The following is a 16849-nucleotide window of genomic DNA, read 5'->3' as shown; positions in this document are numbered from 1 at the left end:
TGTAGTGACCCCTAAAAGTTAGAGTTTTATATTACGCAGCTAGTTGGCTGGTGTGAAGACGGTATTGTACCGGACTCATGCCAGCCAATTTCTGTTTAATTCGTTTGTTGTTGTAATAATGAATGTACGTCTTGATCGCTTGTTCCAATTCTTCGTACGTACGAAGCGGTTCACCATAATACATTTCTTGCTTCAATAAGCCGAAGAAATTTTCCATGGGCGAATTGTCTAGACAGTTTCCTTTTCGGGACATGCTTTGGAACACGTGGTGTTCTTTAAGTGTAGTGACCCAATGTGAATGTTGATAGTGCCAGCCTTGGTCCGAGTGAATGGTCGTGCGATATTTTGCATCTTTCACGATATCAAGTGCTTCTTCTAACGGCTTCATCACAAAATCAAGGGTAGGATGCATACTGATACCGTGGGAAAGAATCTCTCCGTTGTACATATCCATCATTGGACTAAGATAGAGTTTACGCCCATCTGCACACTTAAACTCCGTGATATCTGTTGTGAGTTTTTGATAAGGGATTGGCGTGTTAAAGCGTCGGTTCACTCGGTTCTTTGACACTGTACCGATGGTACCTTTGTAAGAACTGTAGCGGCGTGATTTTCGAATGAATTTCGCACCTTTCAATCCGAGCTTGCGCATAATTCGCTGCACCTTTTTATGATTCACTCGGATCCCACGATTCTTTAATTCTAAGTGGATTCTGCGATACCCATAATTGCCGTTGTGCTCATCAAAAATAGATTGGATGGTTTCCTCCATCTGCTGATTGGGATTTTCTAACTTGAACCGTTTAACATGGTAGTGATAAGAAGATTCCGGAATTCCTACAATTTGAAGCACGTCAATCAGTCGGAATTCTTCTTTGAGTTCGTATGATAACGTTGCTTGTGCTTTTCGAGATAGCCGTCCGGATCCATCTGAAAAGCTTTTAACTTTTTTAGGTACGCTACCTCTAGACGTAGGAGTTCATTCTCCCTTTCTAATGTCTGTTCACGCGTCATTTCATTCTCTGAAGTAGTCCTAGTGCTTTTAACGTTCTTTGCTTTATCCGTCATGGGTGGCCGTCCTCTCGGTTGGTCCAGGGCTTCTGCACCTCCTTCAAGGAATTTCTTGTTCCATGAAGAGATCATAGGAGGATTCGTTAATCCAAAATGAAGTGCGGTTTCATTTAAAGAAGTACCTGTCCTTTTCATAAAGCTTAGTACATCGAGCTTGAATTGAACAGGGTAAACTTCCTTACTTTTCTTTCGAAACACTCCTTTGACACCATACTTCTCGTATGATTTCACCCAATTCCTAATTTGTGTATCAGCCTTCACACCATATTTTCTGGCTAATGTCTTATATCCAGATTTACCATCGAGATACTCAAGAATAATCATCATCTTAAATTCATTACTATACTTAGCCATAATAAAACACCCCAAAAGTTAGATTTTGAACTCTAACTTTTGGGGTGCACGTCAGGTACGCGCTTTTTATGTCCCCGCTGTTATGTAGTCTACAATCATTCACTCGGCAGCGTCACTGAAGAATCCATAACCCATCGGTGCTCAATTTCTTCAAAGATTGTTTCTATTGAACAGGCAAGGTTTTTTACAGGAATATTCACTTGGGCATCGACTAAGCCTCTGTTAGCCCCATTCAACAATCTTTTTGCCCCGCTCGTTCGATTAATGATCAACTTAGGATCGTATGTAACAATGCCGAGAAATGTTTGTCCGGAAAAAGTGTATAGGTTGAATTCTTTTATGTCCTCCCACTTCACCAATCCGGCAGCTAAGTAACTAGAGCGATCAATAATACCTTCAACCGAAATAATTAACGCTGGTCTTCTGTTTAGGAGTTCTTTTAAATAAAATATGCCACACCAGCCAAAGAACAGCAATGTTATGACACCGACGATTCCTATCCAAATTGGAGCTTCGCCATATATGAAAAGAAGTGTGAAAATAGTGCCGAGTAATACAAATACAATAGATAAGAAACTTAACATTAGCATTCTAGAACGCTTCGGATAGATAATAAATTCCTCCATATGCAACCCTCCTCAGTTAAAGATTATCACTTTGTATTCTAAGTTGCACGGATGATAGTAGGGTACAGCATCCCAGAATATTGGGGAGCCAGGTTCTCAAACCTTTACATATCTTAACATGTTGTTTAAACGACCTTAACAATCTCTCATTATACTTGTCCTTGGAAGTACAAAAATAGGAGGTCGTGTAATCGTGAGAAAAAAGTTTTTGAAGAGAGCTCTACCGATTGCTGTTGTTTCTAGTATCTTGATTGGAGGAATGGTTGGAGAAATTTCTAATCCTAGCGTTCAAGCCGTAGAAATAGCCGAAAAAGATCCGGAAATCAAAAATGTGATCTTCTTGATTGGTGACGGAATGGGTACCTCTTATACGTCTGCATATCGCTACTTTAAGGATGATCCTAGTACGCCGTATGTGGAGCGAACGGAATTTGACAAATACCTAGTAGGTCAGCAAATGACTTATCCAGACGATCCGAAGCAAACTATTACCGATTCTGCCGCTGCTGCGACTGCTATGTCGGCAGGGATTAAAACATATAATAACGCAATTGCTGTCGATAAAGATAAGAAAAGAGTGAAAACAGTTCTTGAAGCAGCAAAAGAAGCTGGAAAGTCTACTGGACTAGTAGCCACTTCTGAACTTGCCCATGCGACACCTGCTGCATTCGGTGCGCATAATGAGAGTCGTAAAAACATGGATGCGATTGCAGATGACTATTATAATGAAATGATCAACGGTGAGCACACAGTAGATGTACTTCTAGGTGGCGGTAAAACAAACTTTGTTCGTTCGGATATTGATTTGACAAAGTCTTTTCAAAAGGACGGCTATAGTTATGTTACGAATACATCAGAATTACGAGCGGATGATAACGAGCAAGTTCTTGGTTTATTTGCGGATGGCGGGCTTGATAAAATGATTGACCGCAGAGAAACTACACCGTCTTTGGAAGAAATGACACAAGCGGCGATTGATCGATTAAGTAAAAACGAGAATGGATTTTTCATGATGGTCGAAGGAAGTCAGATTGACTGGGCGGGTCATGCAAATGATGTCGTAGGAGCAATGAGTGAAATGGAAGACTTCGAAAAGGCATTTAAAGCAGCAATTGATTTTGCTAAAGAGGATAAGCATACTCTGGTCGTTGCCACTGCAGACCATTCAACAGGTGGTTTTTCTATTGGAGCAGACGGAGCATCTAACTGGCTGGTTGACACTGTAGCTTCAGTCAAACGAACGCCTGCCTTCATTGCGGATCAAATCTTGAAAAGTGGAAAAGTAGAGGAAAGTCTCAAGCTGTATATTGATCAAGAATTGTTTCCATTAACAGATGACGAAGTCAAGTCCGTTGAAAACGCAGAAAAGAACAGCGAGGACATCGAGATCGCGATTAAAAAGGTTATCGACAAGCGCTCCTATACTGGCTGGACGACTGGCGGTCATACTGGGGAAGACGTTCCAGTCTATGCATACGGTCCATCAAGCGAAAACTTTGCAGGCCTCTTAGATAATACAGATCATGCCAAACTGATTTTTGATATAATTGAAGGGAAAAACTAGTAGATTGATCACTCTATAAACTAACCAAAAGAAGTGAAAATAACCCATCCAATTTGAGGAGATATCTCAAGGATGGGTTATTTTGTTTGAAAATCTCCTTTAAGGGACACCGACTTGCCAGGAAATTTTGATTATATCTCCATATAGGATAAAATAGGATCTTAATTGAAATTGAATATCTGTATGATGAAAAATGAGGTGGGTTTCGTGTTCACGATTATGCTGATCGAAGATGATCAAACATTATTTCAAGAAGTAAAAGAACGCCTAACACAATGGTCTTATAAGGTGGCAGGAGTAACCAACTTTTCAAATGTTCTCCAGGAATTTACGGAAATTAAACCGGATTTAGTTATCATCGATATCCAGCTGCCAAAGTTTGATGGTTTTCATTGGTGCCGAATGATCCGCTCGCATTCAAATGTGCCTATTATATTTTTATCGTCAAGAGACCACCCGACGGATATGGTGATGTCCATGCAGCTTGGTGCGGATGATTTTGTGCAAAAGCCTTTTCATTTTGATGTCCTGATTGCGAAAATCCAAGCAACTTTGCGCCGTGTCTATAATTACAATACCGAGCAACCACTTGAATTAAAGACTTGGTGCGGAGCGACGATTGATTTTAGTAAAGGGACTGTCTCAAACGGAACCGGATCAATCGAACTCACGAAAAATGAACTCTTTATTTTGAAATTACTTGTTGAACGGAAGAATGACATTGTCACGCGCGACGAATTAATCACGAGCTTATGGGATGATGAACGATTTGTCAGTGACAATACGTTAACAGTCAATATTAATAGATTGCGCAAAAGGCTTGCTGAAATCGGGTTAGGCGGAGCAATCGAAACGAAAGTAGGGCAAGGTTATATGGCGAAGGAAGAATCCTCGATATGATACGATGCTTCCTAAAAGAAAGGTTCAGCTGGATTCTGTTCTTTTTGTTTTTTCAGTTCCTCGTTTTATTGATGGGCTTCTTAGATGTGAGTATCCCTTTTCAATCTGTAGGGTACATCGTATTTTTATCTTGTTTGTTCTTCTTCATTTTTCTCATCGTGCGCTACTATAAGGAAACCCGGTTTTATCAAGAATTAAAACGTCATAACCAATCATTCGATTTAACAACAGTGCCTCACGCCAACAGTCCTTTTGAAGATATCGTCTCTGAAATGATTTCCGAGCAAAATACCACATATAAAAGTCAGCTGAATGAATTGCGGGTCAGTGTGGAACAAGAGAAAGATGAGATACTCAACTGGATCCACGAAGTGAAGACACCGTTAACGACAATGCAGTTAATGATTGATCGTATAACGGATCAACCACTCCGTTCTCAAATCATGTACGAGTGGCTAAGAGTCCACTTATTGCTTGATCAGCAATTGCATCAAAAGCGTATTCCCTTCATTCAAAATGATTTATATATAGAGAAGACGGACTTACAAATATTGATCTTTCAGGAGATAAAGTCATTAAAACTGTGGTGTGTGCAAAAGGGAATCGGTTTTGATGTGACCTTGGAAATAAAGGAGGTTCTTACGGATGCTAAATGGTTTGGTTTTATCGTCCGACAGCTTTTAACAAACGCAGTAAAATACAGCGAGGCTTCTGATATCCGGATTCACAGCTTCGTTGAAGACGGCAACAAGAAAATCTCTATACAAGATTTTGGACGCGGCATCGATGCAAGAGATCTTCCCCGGATATTCGACAAAGGTTTTACCAGTACGCTGAACCATCATGACCACGCAGCGACAGGGATGGGCTTGTATTTAACAAAGCTAGTGGCAGACTCATTGCACCTTGATCTTCAAGTTCAATCCAAAATAGGAGAAGGCACTTTGATTACGTTAACGTTCCCAAAAGAAAATGCATTTGTGCGTTTAAGCATGTGACGAGAATGTCACATGCTTTTTATGATTGTCATGTCAAACACAGGAGAAAGATGGAAGGACTGATTAGAATGGAAAGTACAGAAGGAGTGAGGAATATGGTAATTCTCGAAGCAACAAAAATCCATAAAACATATGGCAATAAATTCAATAAGCAGGAAGTATTGCGGGCGTTGGACTTACGAGTGCATAAAGGTGAATTCGTCAGTATCATGGGGGCATCAGGCTCAGGCAAAACCACGTTGCTCAACGTATTGTCATCTATTGACCGGGTCAGCCAGGGGACAATTACAATTGAAGGCCAAAACTTCAATCAAATGAAAGAGAAGCAACTTGCAGAATTTCGAAAACACCATTTAGGTTTCATTTTTCAAGATTATAACTTACTGGATACACTAACCGTTAAAGAAAATATTCTTCTCCCGTTATCCATTAAAAAGGTCTCGAAAAAATTAGCGAACGATAAATTTCGTGCAGTCGCTCAGGATCTAGGCATTTTAGAAATCGAAAATAAATATCCAAATGAAATTTCGGGAGGTCAGAAACAACGAACTTCTGCAGCCCGGGCATTTATTCATGATCCAAGTATTATCTTTGCGGATGAACCAACGGGCGCGCTGGATTCAAAAGCGGCTTCCGATCTGCTGAACAAGTTGAGTGACTTAAATGCAAAACGAAACGCATCCATCGTTATGGTGACACATGATCCTGTTGCTGCGAGCTTTAGTGAACGAGTGATTTTCATTAAGGATGGGCAGGTCTATACCCAACTAATTAAGGGCGAGCAAAATAGAAGTGATTTTTTTAATGATATTATTAAAACCCAAGGCGTTTTAGGCGGGATTAAACATGAAGCTTAATCAACTCATCTACCGTAATATAAAGAAAAATATCAAGCATTATTACTTGTACATCTTTGCGCTCGTTTTCAGTGTAGGTTTATACTTTGCTTTTGTAACGTTACAATACGATCCGGCGTTAAATGAAACAAAAGGAACGATTAAAGGGGCGGCAGCCATTAAAGCGGGCTCTGTTTTATTGGTTGGTATCGTTTCGGTTTTCCTGTTATATGCAAACAATTTGTTTATCAAAAGACGCAGTAAAGAGATCGGATTGTTCCAATTGGTCGGGATGACGAAAGGCATGATTTTCCGTATCCTTAGTGTGGAAAACTTATTCCTATATGTAGGATCGCTTATACTCGGTGTATTGCTCGGGTTCTCTATGTCTCGTTTATTGATGATCATTCTTTTTAAAGTAACGGGTGTGGAAGATGTTGCGTCATTGCGCTTTTCGCAAGAAGCCTTATTCCAGACATTGGTTGTGTTTTCTGTGATTTATGTGTTGATTTTGATCATGAATTATATTTTTATAAGAAGACAGAGTATATTATCGTTGTTCCGGGCTACATCTGTTACTCAGCAACGCGTACAAAAATTGACGCCATTCCAAGCAATTATCGGGATTTTTGGAATCGCACTCATTTTTTTCGGCTATTATTTATCATCCAAAATGTTCAGCAGTACGTTTTTAGGTAGTCAATTGTATATTGTCATGATTACCATTCCGGCTTCCGTTATTTTAGGAACCTATCTATTTTATAAAGGATCCGTCAGTTTTATTTTTAATTTAATCCGCAAGCAAAAAGGCGGCTATTTGAATGTGAAGGATGTCTTGTCACTTTCCTCCATTATGTTCAGAATGAAATCCAATTCCTTTTTGCTGACTGTCATTACGGCACTATCTGCACTTGCGATTTCATTGCTGTCTCTAAGTTATATTTCGTATTATTCGGCCGAAAAATCGGCAAAAGAAAATATTCCGCATGATTTTTCCATTCCGAATGCCGAGCATGGAGGGCAATTTACGAAAGCACTGGCAGAAGAGGGGATTGACTATACCGGGACCTATATCGAATTAGTAAGGATCAAAACAGATTTATCCGATATTTTATCCATGCCGGAAGATCCAGAGTTTGGCTTCCAAGCCAGCGACACGGATATGATCGTCATAAGCGATCAGGCGGTACCTGAATTACATGTTGGGGAAGCAGAGGTGTTTTTCGTCAATCAACAGGGCTTTACGAAGAAATTGCTGAATTTCCAAGAAAGTGGGCAAGTCGGATTTTCAAATACGGAGACAGTATACGATCTGACATTCAAAGGGTTTAAAGATGTAACGATAGTACCTTCCAGACTTACCTATGCTTTTCCGGTCGCTGTAGTAAACCAAAAAATATTCGAACGAATGAGAGCAGAACAGGATCCGGCATTGAGTTCTGAGTTTGCTGAGTATGTGGGTATAAACATTGTGGACAGAAAAGAAATCGAGAAGGCAGATTCTATTTTTAATGAGTTGGAATTGAATATATGGGCCGGTTATGAATCCAGATATGAGGCAAGCATCAGCCAGAAACAAAATATGGGGTTGATCATGTTCATTGTTGGCTTTCTGGGGCTGGCGTTTCTCGTTACATCTGGTTGCATCCTTTACTTCAAGCAAATGGACGAAAGTGAAGATGAAAAGGCTAATTATACGATTCTTCGGAAGTTGGGCTTTACGCAAGCAGATTTGATCAAAGGCATACAACGAAAACAACTTTTCAATTTCGGCATTCCACTTATTGTCGGCTTGTGTCATAGCTATTTTGCTGTGAAATCTGGTTGGTTCTTCTTTGGGACAGAGCTGGCAACGCCGACAGTTATTGTCATGCTGATCTATACAGGTTTGTATTCGATCTTTGGTATTCTCTCCGTGTTGAATTACAAACGTATTATTAAAGAAGCTTTATAAAAGCGTGTAATTGCAACAAAACAACAAGCTATCGCAGGAAATCCAAGAAAGGATTTTCCGCGATAGCTTGTTTTCAATTTACAGCAATTTCGTCGACTTTCTTTGGTATAAAAGTATCCCGATAAATACAAGGAACTCAGATGCCGGTATTGCTAACCATATACCGTTTAACCCAAAAAACCTTGGTAAGATCAGCAAGAAAACCAACATTACGATAATCTCACGTGAAGCTGTAATCCATGTTGCCATCCGGACATTGCCGACTGATTGGTAATACGTCATCATGACAAAGTTCGTTCCCGTAAATAAATACGCGATAAAGAAAAGATTAATTCCCGTACTTGCCAAATCTCTCACGGCTTTCGGGAAATCACCAAAGATCGAAACGATAGGGCTTGCGGCGAATTGCCCGATGAGGAAAAATGCAGCCCCTGCCAACAGCACAGTCCATGTTGCCTTCTTAATCGTTTCCTTTTGTCGATCAAGATTGCCGGCCCCGTGATAATAACTGATGAGCGGCTGGATGGCACCGCCCATCCCGAGGAAGAGCATGAGCATGACACTGTGGACATAATTCAGAATGGAAAAAGCAGCGACGCCTTCTGTACCAGCTGCCCGTTCAAATGCGATATTATGCGAAATCGTAAAAACAGAGATCCCTAATTCCGATAAGAAGCTGGGAAAACCAATGACTAGTATGGCTGCGAATAATTTTTTATTAAATGAAAAACGAATGAGCTTTAAATTATTTGTTTTCTTAAAAAAATGACTGGCCAGAACGAGCATTCCTAAGAATGAAGCAATAATCGTGGCGAAAGCAGCGCCCGATACACCAAAGTCAAAAATAAAGAGAAAAATGTAATTCAGCACAATATTGACGACAGACGTTACAATCAGACCCGCCATGGATAGATTCGGAGCCCCGTCATTTCGAACGAATATACTAAACGTATTTTCTACCGTAAAAATAAAACCGAATAACAAAATAACGAATAAATAATCCGATACAAAAGGAAATGTAGTAGAATTGGCGCCCAGTGCATAGGCAAGTGGATTGCGGAAAATAAAGGCTGCCAGTCCTATCAACAATGTAAATAGGAAAATGGATAAAATGGCATGCGTAAAGATTGTACGGGCTTCATCAATCTTTTTTGCTCCCATCGCCATGGAGTATTTCGTTGCTGCACCGATACCTATCCAAAGTGAAATCGCAAAGAAGATCGTATAAACGGGAGCCGCAATGCCGACTCCCGCTAATGCTTCTGCTCCCAATCGATTACCGACCATTATTCCATCTGCAACGATATTAATCGCCATCAACAACATTCCGATTGTAGACGGGATTAAATACCGCAAAAAGATACGTCCGACTGACTCGGTATCCAATTGATGCAGTTTAGATGAAGGTGCACTCATTTTAAAGGACTCCTTTTTAAGTCAAGTTCCATTATGAGGCAGGGAAATTCACCAAGGTTGTCTATCTTTCCGTTTAATACAAAACCGAATTTTTCATATAACCGCTGTGCTTTCGTATTGTCCGGATAGATACTCAAATAGATCATTTCACAATCATATTTTTTCTGCATTTCTATCAGCAGATGTTTGAGAAATCGACTGGCATACCCCTTACCTTGATGGTTGTGATCGATCATGAAACGATCCAGCCATACGTCGTTTGTCGCTTTGTCCCGTCCGTGCATCGCATAGCCGATCAGTTCCTCTTCATCATATAGTCCAACAGATTTCCATTCAGGTTCAAATTTGGATTGAGCTAAAGAAAAAGCATTACTTTCAATAAAGTTCTTTTGGTCGTCATTCACTGATAAATAGGCGATATCCTCCCAATTATCAGTAGTTACCTCACGTATGTGGAGGCTCATAATTCCATCTCGCTTTCAAAGTAGTTGTAAAACATTAAAACTATTTTTGTTTTATTAGTTTATTTTGGCATGAAAAATCCATGTGTGTACAATCTCACTTAGGATTTTTCGTGATGAAGCCGAATAGCAGAATATCTACTATCGAGTCCAATGCTTCCGTGACTGTTATGCTGTTTTCATAGAAAAATTGTCGATCCATTGTAGAGTTTGTAGCGTCAATAATCAATTTCATCAGTAATGAAACATTTTGTTCCACAATGAGTCCTTCCCGAATGCCTTGTTCAATCAATTTGCGCAAATCATCCCACTCATTCAGCGCAGAGTTGACGCGCTCCCATTGCGCAGGGTGTGATTTTTTCATCTGATCAAGAATTTGCCAGTTGTAAAAGTCATTGTATTTAGGAATCACAGTGATCACTTTCTTGATCTTTTCTAAAAGAGATAGTTCTGGATCTTGAATGATCATCTCAGTCTTTTCATCAAATTCGTTTAAAGTTGAATCAATGATGGCATCCAAAATATCCGTTTTGGACGAAAAGTGTTCATACAAGGTGCGCTTGCTAATCCCAAGTCGTTTCGCCAGGTCGTCCATCGTGAATTTCATGCTTTTCTCATGAACTTCTTCGAGGAACCCTTTCATTATCCGAGCTTTCATTTATCCTCCTCCTTGTGTCTCTGGTTTGAAACTAAAAAAACAAAATTAGTTTTAACAGTTATTTTTAGTATATAGAATTTGAGTGGAAAGTGCAATGGAGGAGACTGACAGTTGCATATTTGCCTACATTATTTAAAAATATATCGAATAATGTTGATGAATAAAAGATCGATTATCCATCTAGTTGATAAAAACAGTTATTTTAAAGTGTTTTGTAAGATATATGGCAGTGCATTCATGTAAGGGTCGCTTTAAGAAGATATTAGTAAGACTTTTAAAGGTTTTAGTAAACCTTTACATTCCCTTAGCTATATTTACGTATAAATGGTTGATATTTAGGTATTATAAACTAATTATGAGTGTTTTGTTAAAAAACTGTTGTAAACCTTTACATTTAGTTTTACAATAGTTTCAGACTAATCGGAAAAAATGATTTATCCGAAAACTCATAATACTGGGGGGCGTAATAACATGATTAAAGAATTATTGAGTAGAGAAGAAGTAGAAAAAAGAGTGATTCGTAAAGAAGACTTTGTTGCCGATAAAGCGGCGTTTATTGATGCGAAAACACCAGGTTCCGATAAAAAAGAGAATTATTGCATTATTGGACCAGGAGTTTCGGAGAGTGGAACTGCTGTTATAAACCTGAAAGAACCCCATGGTTTCAACGTGGGGGCTGCTGCAATGCCAAACGGTTGCGTAAACTCTCTTCACCTCCATCAAACTGCTGAAGTGTTCATCGTAGCAAAAGGAACTTGGCGATTTATTTGGGGCAATGAAGGCACTGACGGTGAGGCTATTCTGAATGAAGGAGATGTTATCTCATTACCAATCCATATCTACCGTGGTTTCAAGAATATAGGTTCGGATGATGGATTTCTCTTTTCAGTATTAGGCGAGGATGATCCACAAAATGTGACATGGGGACCGCAAGTTTTGCGTGATGCCAAAGGACATGGACTAGTTCTACTTGAAGATGGTCGTTTAATCGATACATCAGCAGGTATGGAAATCCCTGAAGATGCAGAGGTTATCAAACCGACACCACAAGATGAATTAAATAAATTACGTAAGGTAACTCAAGAAGAAATGGAAGCTCGCGTATTCTGGTTCAATGAGCGTGTGCCATATGAAGATGCTTTCCTCGATAGTCGTTCAGCAGGTGGAAAGAAGAAATCTTACGGCATTATTGGTCCGGGTATTGCAAGTGACGTTAATCGTCCTTCCATCGTAAACAATCCACATTCATTTAGTCTGGAACTTATTGAAGCGGAGCCTGGAAACGGACTTAATGCTTACAGCCAATCGACACCGCAGGTCCTGATTGTTTATAAAGGTGAATGGAAAGTGGCAGTTGAATTAGGCGATGGCGAAGAGTTTGAAGTGACTTTAACTGAAAAAGACGTATTTTCAGTGCCTAAAAATCATGTTAGAAGTATTAAAAATGTTGGGGAAAACACTGGGTTCCTTTATGTAATCAGTGGCGGTGATGAGTGGATTCCGCTCGATTGGACAGCTGAAACAGTAGAGGAAGCAAAGAAACAAAATCTGAAGTTGGATACAGAAGGCAAGTTATTGAAGAAATAAGTAAGTGATTAATAGTTTGAAAACCGGTAATTGTCAATGAAGTGCTTCGTTGACAATTATTGATCTTATTTAACATTGATAAGAATGTGACTACTGGGAGGCGGAAGCAATACAGTTGACTTTGGGGGATATTTCAAAAAAACTAGAAGCTCCTTGGAACAAACCAGGCTTGCAAGCAGAAATACTCTGTTTGAATAAAAAACTTACTAGAAAAATTATTGTTTTGGATGACGACCCTACAGGTGCACAAACAGTTCAGGGGTTGTCAGTGCTGACGAAATGGAGTAAGGACGAAATAGAAAAAGCATTCAAAAATGCTGAGCACATTTTTTACATTTTAACAAATACACGAAGTTATGAAAAAACGAAAACAATAGAGCTTATAAAAGAAATCATAGATAATATTATTGCAGTAGCTAATGAAAATGCATACGAATTTACGATCATTAGTCGAGGGGATTCAACTCTTAGAGGACATTATCCTCTTGAATTAAATGTAGTAACAGAAGAGTTGATTGAATCCAAGAATGAACAAATTGATGCACAAATTATTGTACCCGCGTTTTTTGAAGGTGGACGCTATACCTATGGAAATATTCATTACGTTGAAGAAAACAGTCAACTGATTCCGGTAAGTGAGACAGAGTTTGCAAAAGATCAAGCATTCGGATTCAGTAATAGTAATGTATGTGAATGGATAGAAGAGAAAACACATGGTGTTATAAAAAGTTCAGCATGCAAGGCGGTTTCTACAGAAGAACTTAGAAAAGGACCGGAAGGCATAGTAAAAATGTTGCTAGAAGCTGAAAAGAATCAACCCATTATTTTGAACGCAATTTGCTATGAAGATTTAGATGTTTTATCGTATGCCGTTCTACAGGCAGAAGCTCAAGGGAAAAAATTTATTTTCCAAGCATCTGCTTCATTTGTAAAGTCTTATGCAGGTATTGGAACACAACCATACTTAGCGAAAGAGCAGATGATTTTTACAGGTAATGAAGAAAAAGGCGGCTTAGTAGTGGTAGGTTCCCACGTGGAAAAAACGTCGAGGCAACTAAACAAGCTACTACAAGATGCTAAACATGTAACGGGTGTGGAAGTTAATGTGAACCTACTGTTAGAAGCCAATCGGAGAAAAGAGGAAATTAGTAGAGTCAGTAAGAAAATTCATGACCTTATCCAGTCGGGCGTTACTGCTGTTGTATATACAAGTCGTGATTTAGTTGCAGCGAAAAACCAAACGAGCAATTTGAAGATTAGTCAACAAGTCTCTAGTGCGCTTACGGATATTGTCAAATCGTTAGAGATTTCACCAAAGTTTGTAGTTGCTAAAGGTGGTATTACATCAAGTGACATTGCGACGGAAGGTCTCGGAATTCAAGTTGGCAAAGTCATCGGACAAGCTGCTGCTGGGATTCCTGTATGGTTGACAGGGGAAGAGGCAAAGTTTTCCAACATCCCATATATTATATTCCCTGGCAACGTTGGAGAAGAATCCTCATTACTAGATATTGTTTCGAAGCTTTCTTGAACAAATCTTTTCTTTAATTGTGTTGCGCGAGGTTTATAATAGAAATATTGGATAGTGAAACTAGTGATGTACTTATATTATCCTGTCTGAAAAATTATAAACTTATCATGTAATTAAAGAAAGGAATTATCATAGTGGTTAATATTTTTGATGTTGCAAAGTTAGCAAATGTGTCTATTGCTACTGTTTCTAGAGTTACTTCAAACAAAGAAGGAGTTAATGAAAAAACTAGAGTAGCTGTTCTTGAAGCTATGGATAAACTTGGGTATAGGCCAAATAGTGCAGCAAGAACACTGAGAATGTCTAAGAGTAATATTATTATCGTGTTAATGCTGAATATCAAAAATACTTTTTACTCGGAATATATTAGAGGTTTAGAAGAAGTGGCAAGAAATGCGGGATATGATTTATTGATTGGTAGTACAGATGGTGATATTGAAAAAGAGAAGAACTACATGGATCTAATTCGCGATAGTCGTGTGGACGGTGTGATTCTAACGACTGCAGGCGTTTTGAATGACGACTTTGTTAAGAAGATAAATGAAAGTAGTCCAGTCGTACTTACTTTTGACTATGTACCTGGTCAAAACATTCCATCTATATCTATTGACAATGAAAGTGCGAGCAGGAAAATTACAAATCACCTGATAAATATGGGGCATAAAAGGATTGCTCATATAACAGGGTATATGGGGCGTCTTCAAAGCCAAACGCGCTTAAATGGCTATAAACAAGCGCTTGCACAACATAATATTCAGGTTCAAGAAGCGTTGATTCAAGAGGGCGGATATTTATTACAAGATGGTTATATTGCTACTCAAAAGTTGCTTAGTTTCGAAAAAGTTCCCACTGCTATATATGGCGGCAATGATAATATTGCAATTGGTGCATTAAAAGCTATCCTCGACGCAGGGTTGCGTGTACCTGAGGACATTGCGGTGGTAGGTTTTGATGATGTGGAAGTTGCAAGTTATATGACACCCAGTCTAACGACTATACATCAACCAAGGTATGAGATAGGTAAACGGGCAATGGATTTATTGTTAAAGAAGATTAACGAGGAGCAAATTCAGCAACCCCATGTCATTCTGGAAGATGAATTGATGATTCGAGAATCATGCGGACATAACATAGTTAAGAAATAATACATCTGCTTCTTATAGAGAATTTGGATAAGACGCGAAGTTATTCCACTGGTACATGTTGAATGGGAATATTATCTTTTTTAGGAGAGGATATATATGAAGAAAATCCCGCTGTTATTATTGCCTGGAACACTTTGTGATTCACGGCTATGGTCACATCAAGTTAGTCATTTGTCAAATGTCTCTGATATACAAGTGTGCGATATTACGGAGGCAGATACTATTGAAGAGATGGCCGCCTCGGTTTTAGAGAAAGCTCCCCCTCGCTTTGCCTTAGCGGGATTATCATTAGGTGGGATAGTTGCTATTGAAATTACGCGACAAGCTCCGGAACGAGTTATAAAACTTGCGTTGCTAAATACGACTGCTAACCCTCCTTATCTCCCTCAACAGAAGAACTGGGAAAAATTGATCGATGCTGTTCAAAAAGGAAAATTTATTGAAGTGGTGCAACAGAACTTTATCCCAAATTTATTGTATCAACAACATCCCTTAAAAGAATCGCTAAATGAAAGAATTTTTAGCATGGCTACTAGTGTTGGGGAGACAGCTTATTTAAACCAATTGAAAGCGGTTTCTTCCAAGCCGGATGGATTTAAAGTCCTCCCGAATATTGAATGCGATACATTACTAATTGTAGGGAAAGAAGATGCATTATGTACTGTAAAAATGCATGAAGAAATGCAAGTGAATATACCTCATTCCCATCTAGTGGTTATAGAAGAATGTGGTCACTTATCAACGATGGAACAACCACTGTTGGTAACAAGTGCAATGAAGGAATGGCTAGTAAATGGCAATGAGAAAAACACGTGTAGGAGTTGCGAAAAGTGTACATGTACTTCAAAGGAAAAAAGCAATGAAAAAGGTGTGGCGAATTGTTAGTTAACACAAAAGAAATCTTGTTAGACGCACAGAAAAACAAATACGCTGTTCCTGCATTTAGCGTTTACAATTTAGAAATAACGCAAGCAGCTCTACATGTGGCTGAACGAGAACAACACCCACTTATTTTAGCTGTAGGAGAACGCTATTTCTCCACTTTAAACATTGAAGGTTTTTCTAGCTTAATTCGAACGTTTGCGCATAATACCAGTGTACCTGTTGCTCTTCATTTAGATCACGCATACAAAAAAGAATCGATTCTCCGTGCGATTCGTAATGGCTTTAGTTCGGTAATGTTCGATGGTTCATCGCACCCATTTGATGAGAATGTTCGGTTGACAAAAGAAATGACGGAGATTTCTCATTTAGCTGGAATCTCTATTGAAGCTGAAATTGGTTCCTTAGCTCGCGGGGCATTCTCAGATGAAGAAGAAGGTAGTGGCGCTTTGACAGACCCACTATTGGCTGCGGAATTTGTAAAGGAAACAAACGTTGATTTTTTAGCTGCCGCAATAGGGACTGTACACGGTTTATATGTTTCGAAACCTCATATTAATCTGGAATTATTGGAACAAATAAAAAGTAAAGTCGACATTCCGCTGGTCTTGCATGGGGGTTCAGATACGCCTGAAGAAATAATTAGAAAAGTCATTGAACGTGGAATTTGTAAAATTAATATCAATACAGATGTTTCAGTACAAGCTATGACATTCTTAAAAAATGCTATGAAAGCGGGTACTTATTTACATTTATCTAATCTTATGGAAGATATGCAGGAAGTAATGGAAACATGTATGACTGACATGGTGAGGATATGTAAAGGTAACAATTAAACCTAGAAATAAACTTTGAAAAATAAGGCG

At 39.0% G+C, this 16849-nt stretch carries 15 protein-coding genes and 1 pseudogene; 10 read left to right on the top strand and 6 right to left on the bottom strand.

All coding sequences use genetic code 11. The features are described 5' to 3' along the window. Window positions 1–31: 31 nt before the first annotated feature. The 3 genes and pseudogenes from B5D59_RS15790 to B5D59_RS15780 all read right to left on the bottom strand — a co-directional run. Window positions 32–865 (bottom strand): annotated as a pseudogene (locus B5D59_RS15790) (IS3 family transposase); the annotation flags it as partial. After that, window positions 859–1425: a helix-turn-helix domain-containing protein gene (locus B5D59_RS15785; protein WP_009497739.1), complete on the bottom strand. Its 567-nt coding sequence runs from the start codon at window positions 1423–1425 to the stop codon at window positions 859–861. The pseudogene B5D59_RS15790 and the gene B5D59_RS15785, both read right to left, overlap by 7 nt. 95 nt (window positions 1426–1520) lie before the next feature. Then, the gene (locus B5D59_RS15780; protein ID WP_009498766.1) at window positions 1521–2051 is read right to left on the bottom strand and encodes an STM3941 family protein; all 531 of its coding nucleotides are present in this window, start codon (window positions 2049–2051) and stop codon (window positions 1521–1523) included. A 193-nt stretch (window positions 2052–2244) separates the two neighbouring features. Between B5D59_RS15780 and B5D59_RS15775 the strand changes: the two genes are divergently transcribed. The 5 genes from B5D59_RS15775 to B5D59_RS15755 all read left to right on the top strand — a co-directional run bounded on the left by B5D59_RS15775 (window position 2245) and on the right by B5D59_RS15755 (window position 8303). Next, window positions 2245–3615, top strand: a complete 1371-nt coding sequence (locus tag B5D59_RS15775; RefSeq protein WP_009498764.1) for an alkaline phosphatase — start codon at window positions 2245–2247, stop codon at window positions 3613–3615. Window positions 3616–3822: 207 nt separating this feature from the next. After that, window positions 3823–4515 carry a response regulator transcription factor gene (locus tag B5D59_RS15770; RefSeq protein WP_078818617.1) on the top strand — a complete coding sequence of 231 codons (693 nt, stop codon included), beginning with the start codon at window positions 3823–3825 and terminating at the stop codon, window positions 4513–4515. Next, window positions 4512–5513, top strand: coding sequence for a sensor histidine kinase (locus B5D59_RS15765; RefSeq protein WP_078818616.1), 1002 nt, complete (start codon window positions 4512–4514; stop codon window positions 5511–5513). Before B5D59_RS15770 ends, B5D59_RS15765 begins: the two co-directional genes overlap by 4 nt. A 95-nt stretch (window positions 5514–5608) precedes the next feature. Further along, window positions 5609–6370 carry an ABC transporter ATP-binding protein gene (locus tag B5D59_RS15760; protein ID WP_078818630.1) on the top strand — a complete coding sequence of 254 codons (762 nt, stop codon included), beginning with the start codon at window positions 5609–5611 and terminating at the stop codon, window positions 6368–6370. Next, window positions 6360–8303 carry an FtsX-like permease family protein gene (locus B5D59_RS15755; protein ID WP_078818615.1) on the top strand — a complete coding sequence of 648 codons (1944 nt, stop codon included), beginning with the start codon at window positions 6360–6362 and terminating at the stop codon, window positions 8301–8303. Before B5D59_RS15760 ends, B5D59_RS15755 begins: the two co-directional genes overlap by 11 nt. A gap of 78 nt (window positions 8304–8381) precedes the next feature. On the opposite strand, the gene B5D59_RS15750 is transcribed toward B5D59_RS15755, so the two are convergent. The 3 genes from B5D59_RS15750 to B5D59_RS15740 all read right to left on the bottom strand — a co-directional run bounded on the left by B5D59_RS15750 (window position 8382) and on the right by B5D59_RS15740 (window position 10838). Then, complete coding sequence (locus B5D59_RS15750; protein ID WP_078818614.1) at window positions 8382–9719, bottom strand: MATE family efflux transporter; 1338 nt, start codon at window positions 9717–9719, stop codon at window positions 8382–8384. Beyond that, a complete protein-coding gene (locus B5D59_RS15745; RefSeq protein WP_078818613.1) occupies window positions 9716–10183 on the bottom strand; it encodes a GNAT family N-acetyltransferase in 468 nt (155 codons plus the stop codon). Before B5D59_RS15745 ends, B5D59_RS15750 begins: the two co-directional genes overlap by 4 nt. A 94-nt stretch (window positions 10184–10277) precedes the next feature. Then, window positions 10278–10838 carry a TetR/AcrR family transcriptional regulator gene (locus B5D59_RS15740; protein WP_078818612.1) on the bottom strand — a complete coding sequence of 187 codons (561 nt, stop codon included), beginning with the start codon at window positions 10836–10838 and terminating at the stop codon, window positions 10278–10280. Window positions 10839–11309: 471 nt separating this feature from the next. Between B5D59_RS15740 and B5D59_RS15735 the strand changes: the two genes are divergently transcribed. From B5D59_RS15735 to B5D59_RS15715, 5 genes are all read left to right on the top strand, one after another. Next, on the top strand, window positions 11310–12425 hold the full coding sequence (locus B5D59_RS15735; RefSeq protein WP_176132610.1) for a cupin domain-containing protein: 1116 nt from the start codon (window positions 11310–11312) through the stop codon (window positions 12423–12425). Between the two features lie 190 nt (window positions 12426–12615). Then, a complete protein-coding gene (locus tag B5D59_RS15730; protein ID WP_139366034.1) occupies window positions 12616–13956 on the top strand; it encodes a four-carbon acid sugar kinase family protein in 1341 nt (446 codons plus the stop codon). A gap of 134 nt (window positions 13957–14090) precedes the next feature. After that, window positions 14091–15101 carry a LacI family DNA-binding transcriptional regulator gene (locus B5D59_RS15725; protein ID WP_078818609.1) on the top strand — a complete coding sequence of 337 codons (1011 nt, stop codon included), beginning with the start codon at window positions 14091–14093 and terminating at the stop codon, window positions 15099–15101. 96 nt (window positions 15102–15197) lie between these two features. Continuing rightward, window positions 15198–15986 (top strand): alpha/beta fold hydrolase, encoded by a 789-nt coding sequence (locus B5D59_RS15720; RefSeq protein WP_078818608.1) that lies wholly within the window; start codon window positions 15198–15200, stop codon window positions 15984–15986. Further along, window positions 15980–16819 carry a class II fructose-bisphosphate aldolase gene (locus tag B5D59_RS15715; RefSeq protein ID WP_078818607.1) on the top strand — a complete coding sequence of 280 codons (840 nt, stop codon included), beginning with the start codon at window positions 15980–15982 and terminating at the stop codon, window positions 16817–16819. The genes B5D59_RS15720 and B5D59_RS15715 overlap by 7 nt, the downstream gene beginning before the upstream one ends. Window positions 16820–16849 lie beyond the last annotated feature (30 nt).

The organism is Sporosarcina newyorkensis, assembly GCF_900167515.1.
Taxonomy (GTDB): domain Bacteria; phylum Bacillota; class Bacilli; order Bacillales_A; family Planococcaceae; genus Sporosarcina; species Sporosarcina newyorkensis.
This window is presented reverse-complemented; position numbering and strand designations above follow the sequence as displayed.

Bases quoted from the DNA above. Each gene is read 5' to 3' on its own strand.
- B5D59_RS15785 (WP_009497739.1), bottom strand. From the start codon at position 1,425: ATGGCTAAGTATAGTAATGAATTTAAGATGATGATTATTCTTGAGTAT.
- B5D59_RS15780 (WP_009498766.1), bottom strand. From the start codon at position 2,051: ATGGAGGAATTTATTATCTATCCGAAGCGTTCTAGAATGCTAATGTTA.
- B5D59_RS15765 (WP_078818616.1), top strand. From the start codon at position 4,512: ATGATACGATGCTTCCTAAAAGAAAGGTTCAGCTGGATTCTGTTCTTT.
- B5D59_RS15760 (WP_078818630.1), top strand. From the start codon at position 5,609: ATGGTAATTCTCGAAGCAACAAAAATCCATAAAACATATGGCAATAAA.
- B5D59_RS15755 (WP_078818615.1), top strand. From the start codon at position 6,360: ATGAAGCTTAATCAACTCATCTACCGTAATATAAAGAAAAATATCAAG.
- B5D59_RS15750 (WP_078818614.1), bottom strand. From the start codon at position 9,719: ATGAGTGCACCTTCATCTAAACTGCATCAATTGGATACCGAGTCAGTC.
- B5D59_RS15745 (WP_078818613.1), bottom strand. From the start codon at position 10,183: ATGAGCCTCCACATACGTGAGGTAACTACTGATAATTGGGAGGATATC.
- B5D59_RS15740 (WP_078818612.1), bottom strand. From the start codon at position 10,838: ATGAAAGCTCGGATAATGAAAGGGTTCCTCGAAGAAGTTCATGAGAAA.
- B5D59_RS15735 (WP_176132610.1), top strand. From the start codon at position 11,310: ATGATTAAAGAATTATTGAGTAGAGAAGAAGTAGAAAAAAGAGTGATT.
- B5D59_RS15720 (WP_078818608.1), top strand. From the start codon at position 15,198: ATGAAGAAAATCCCGCTGTTATTATTGCCTGGAACACTTTGTGATTCA.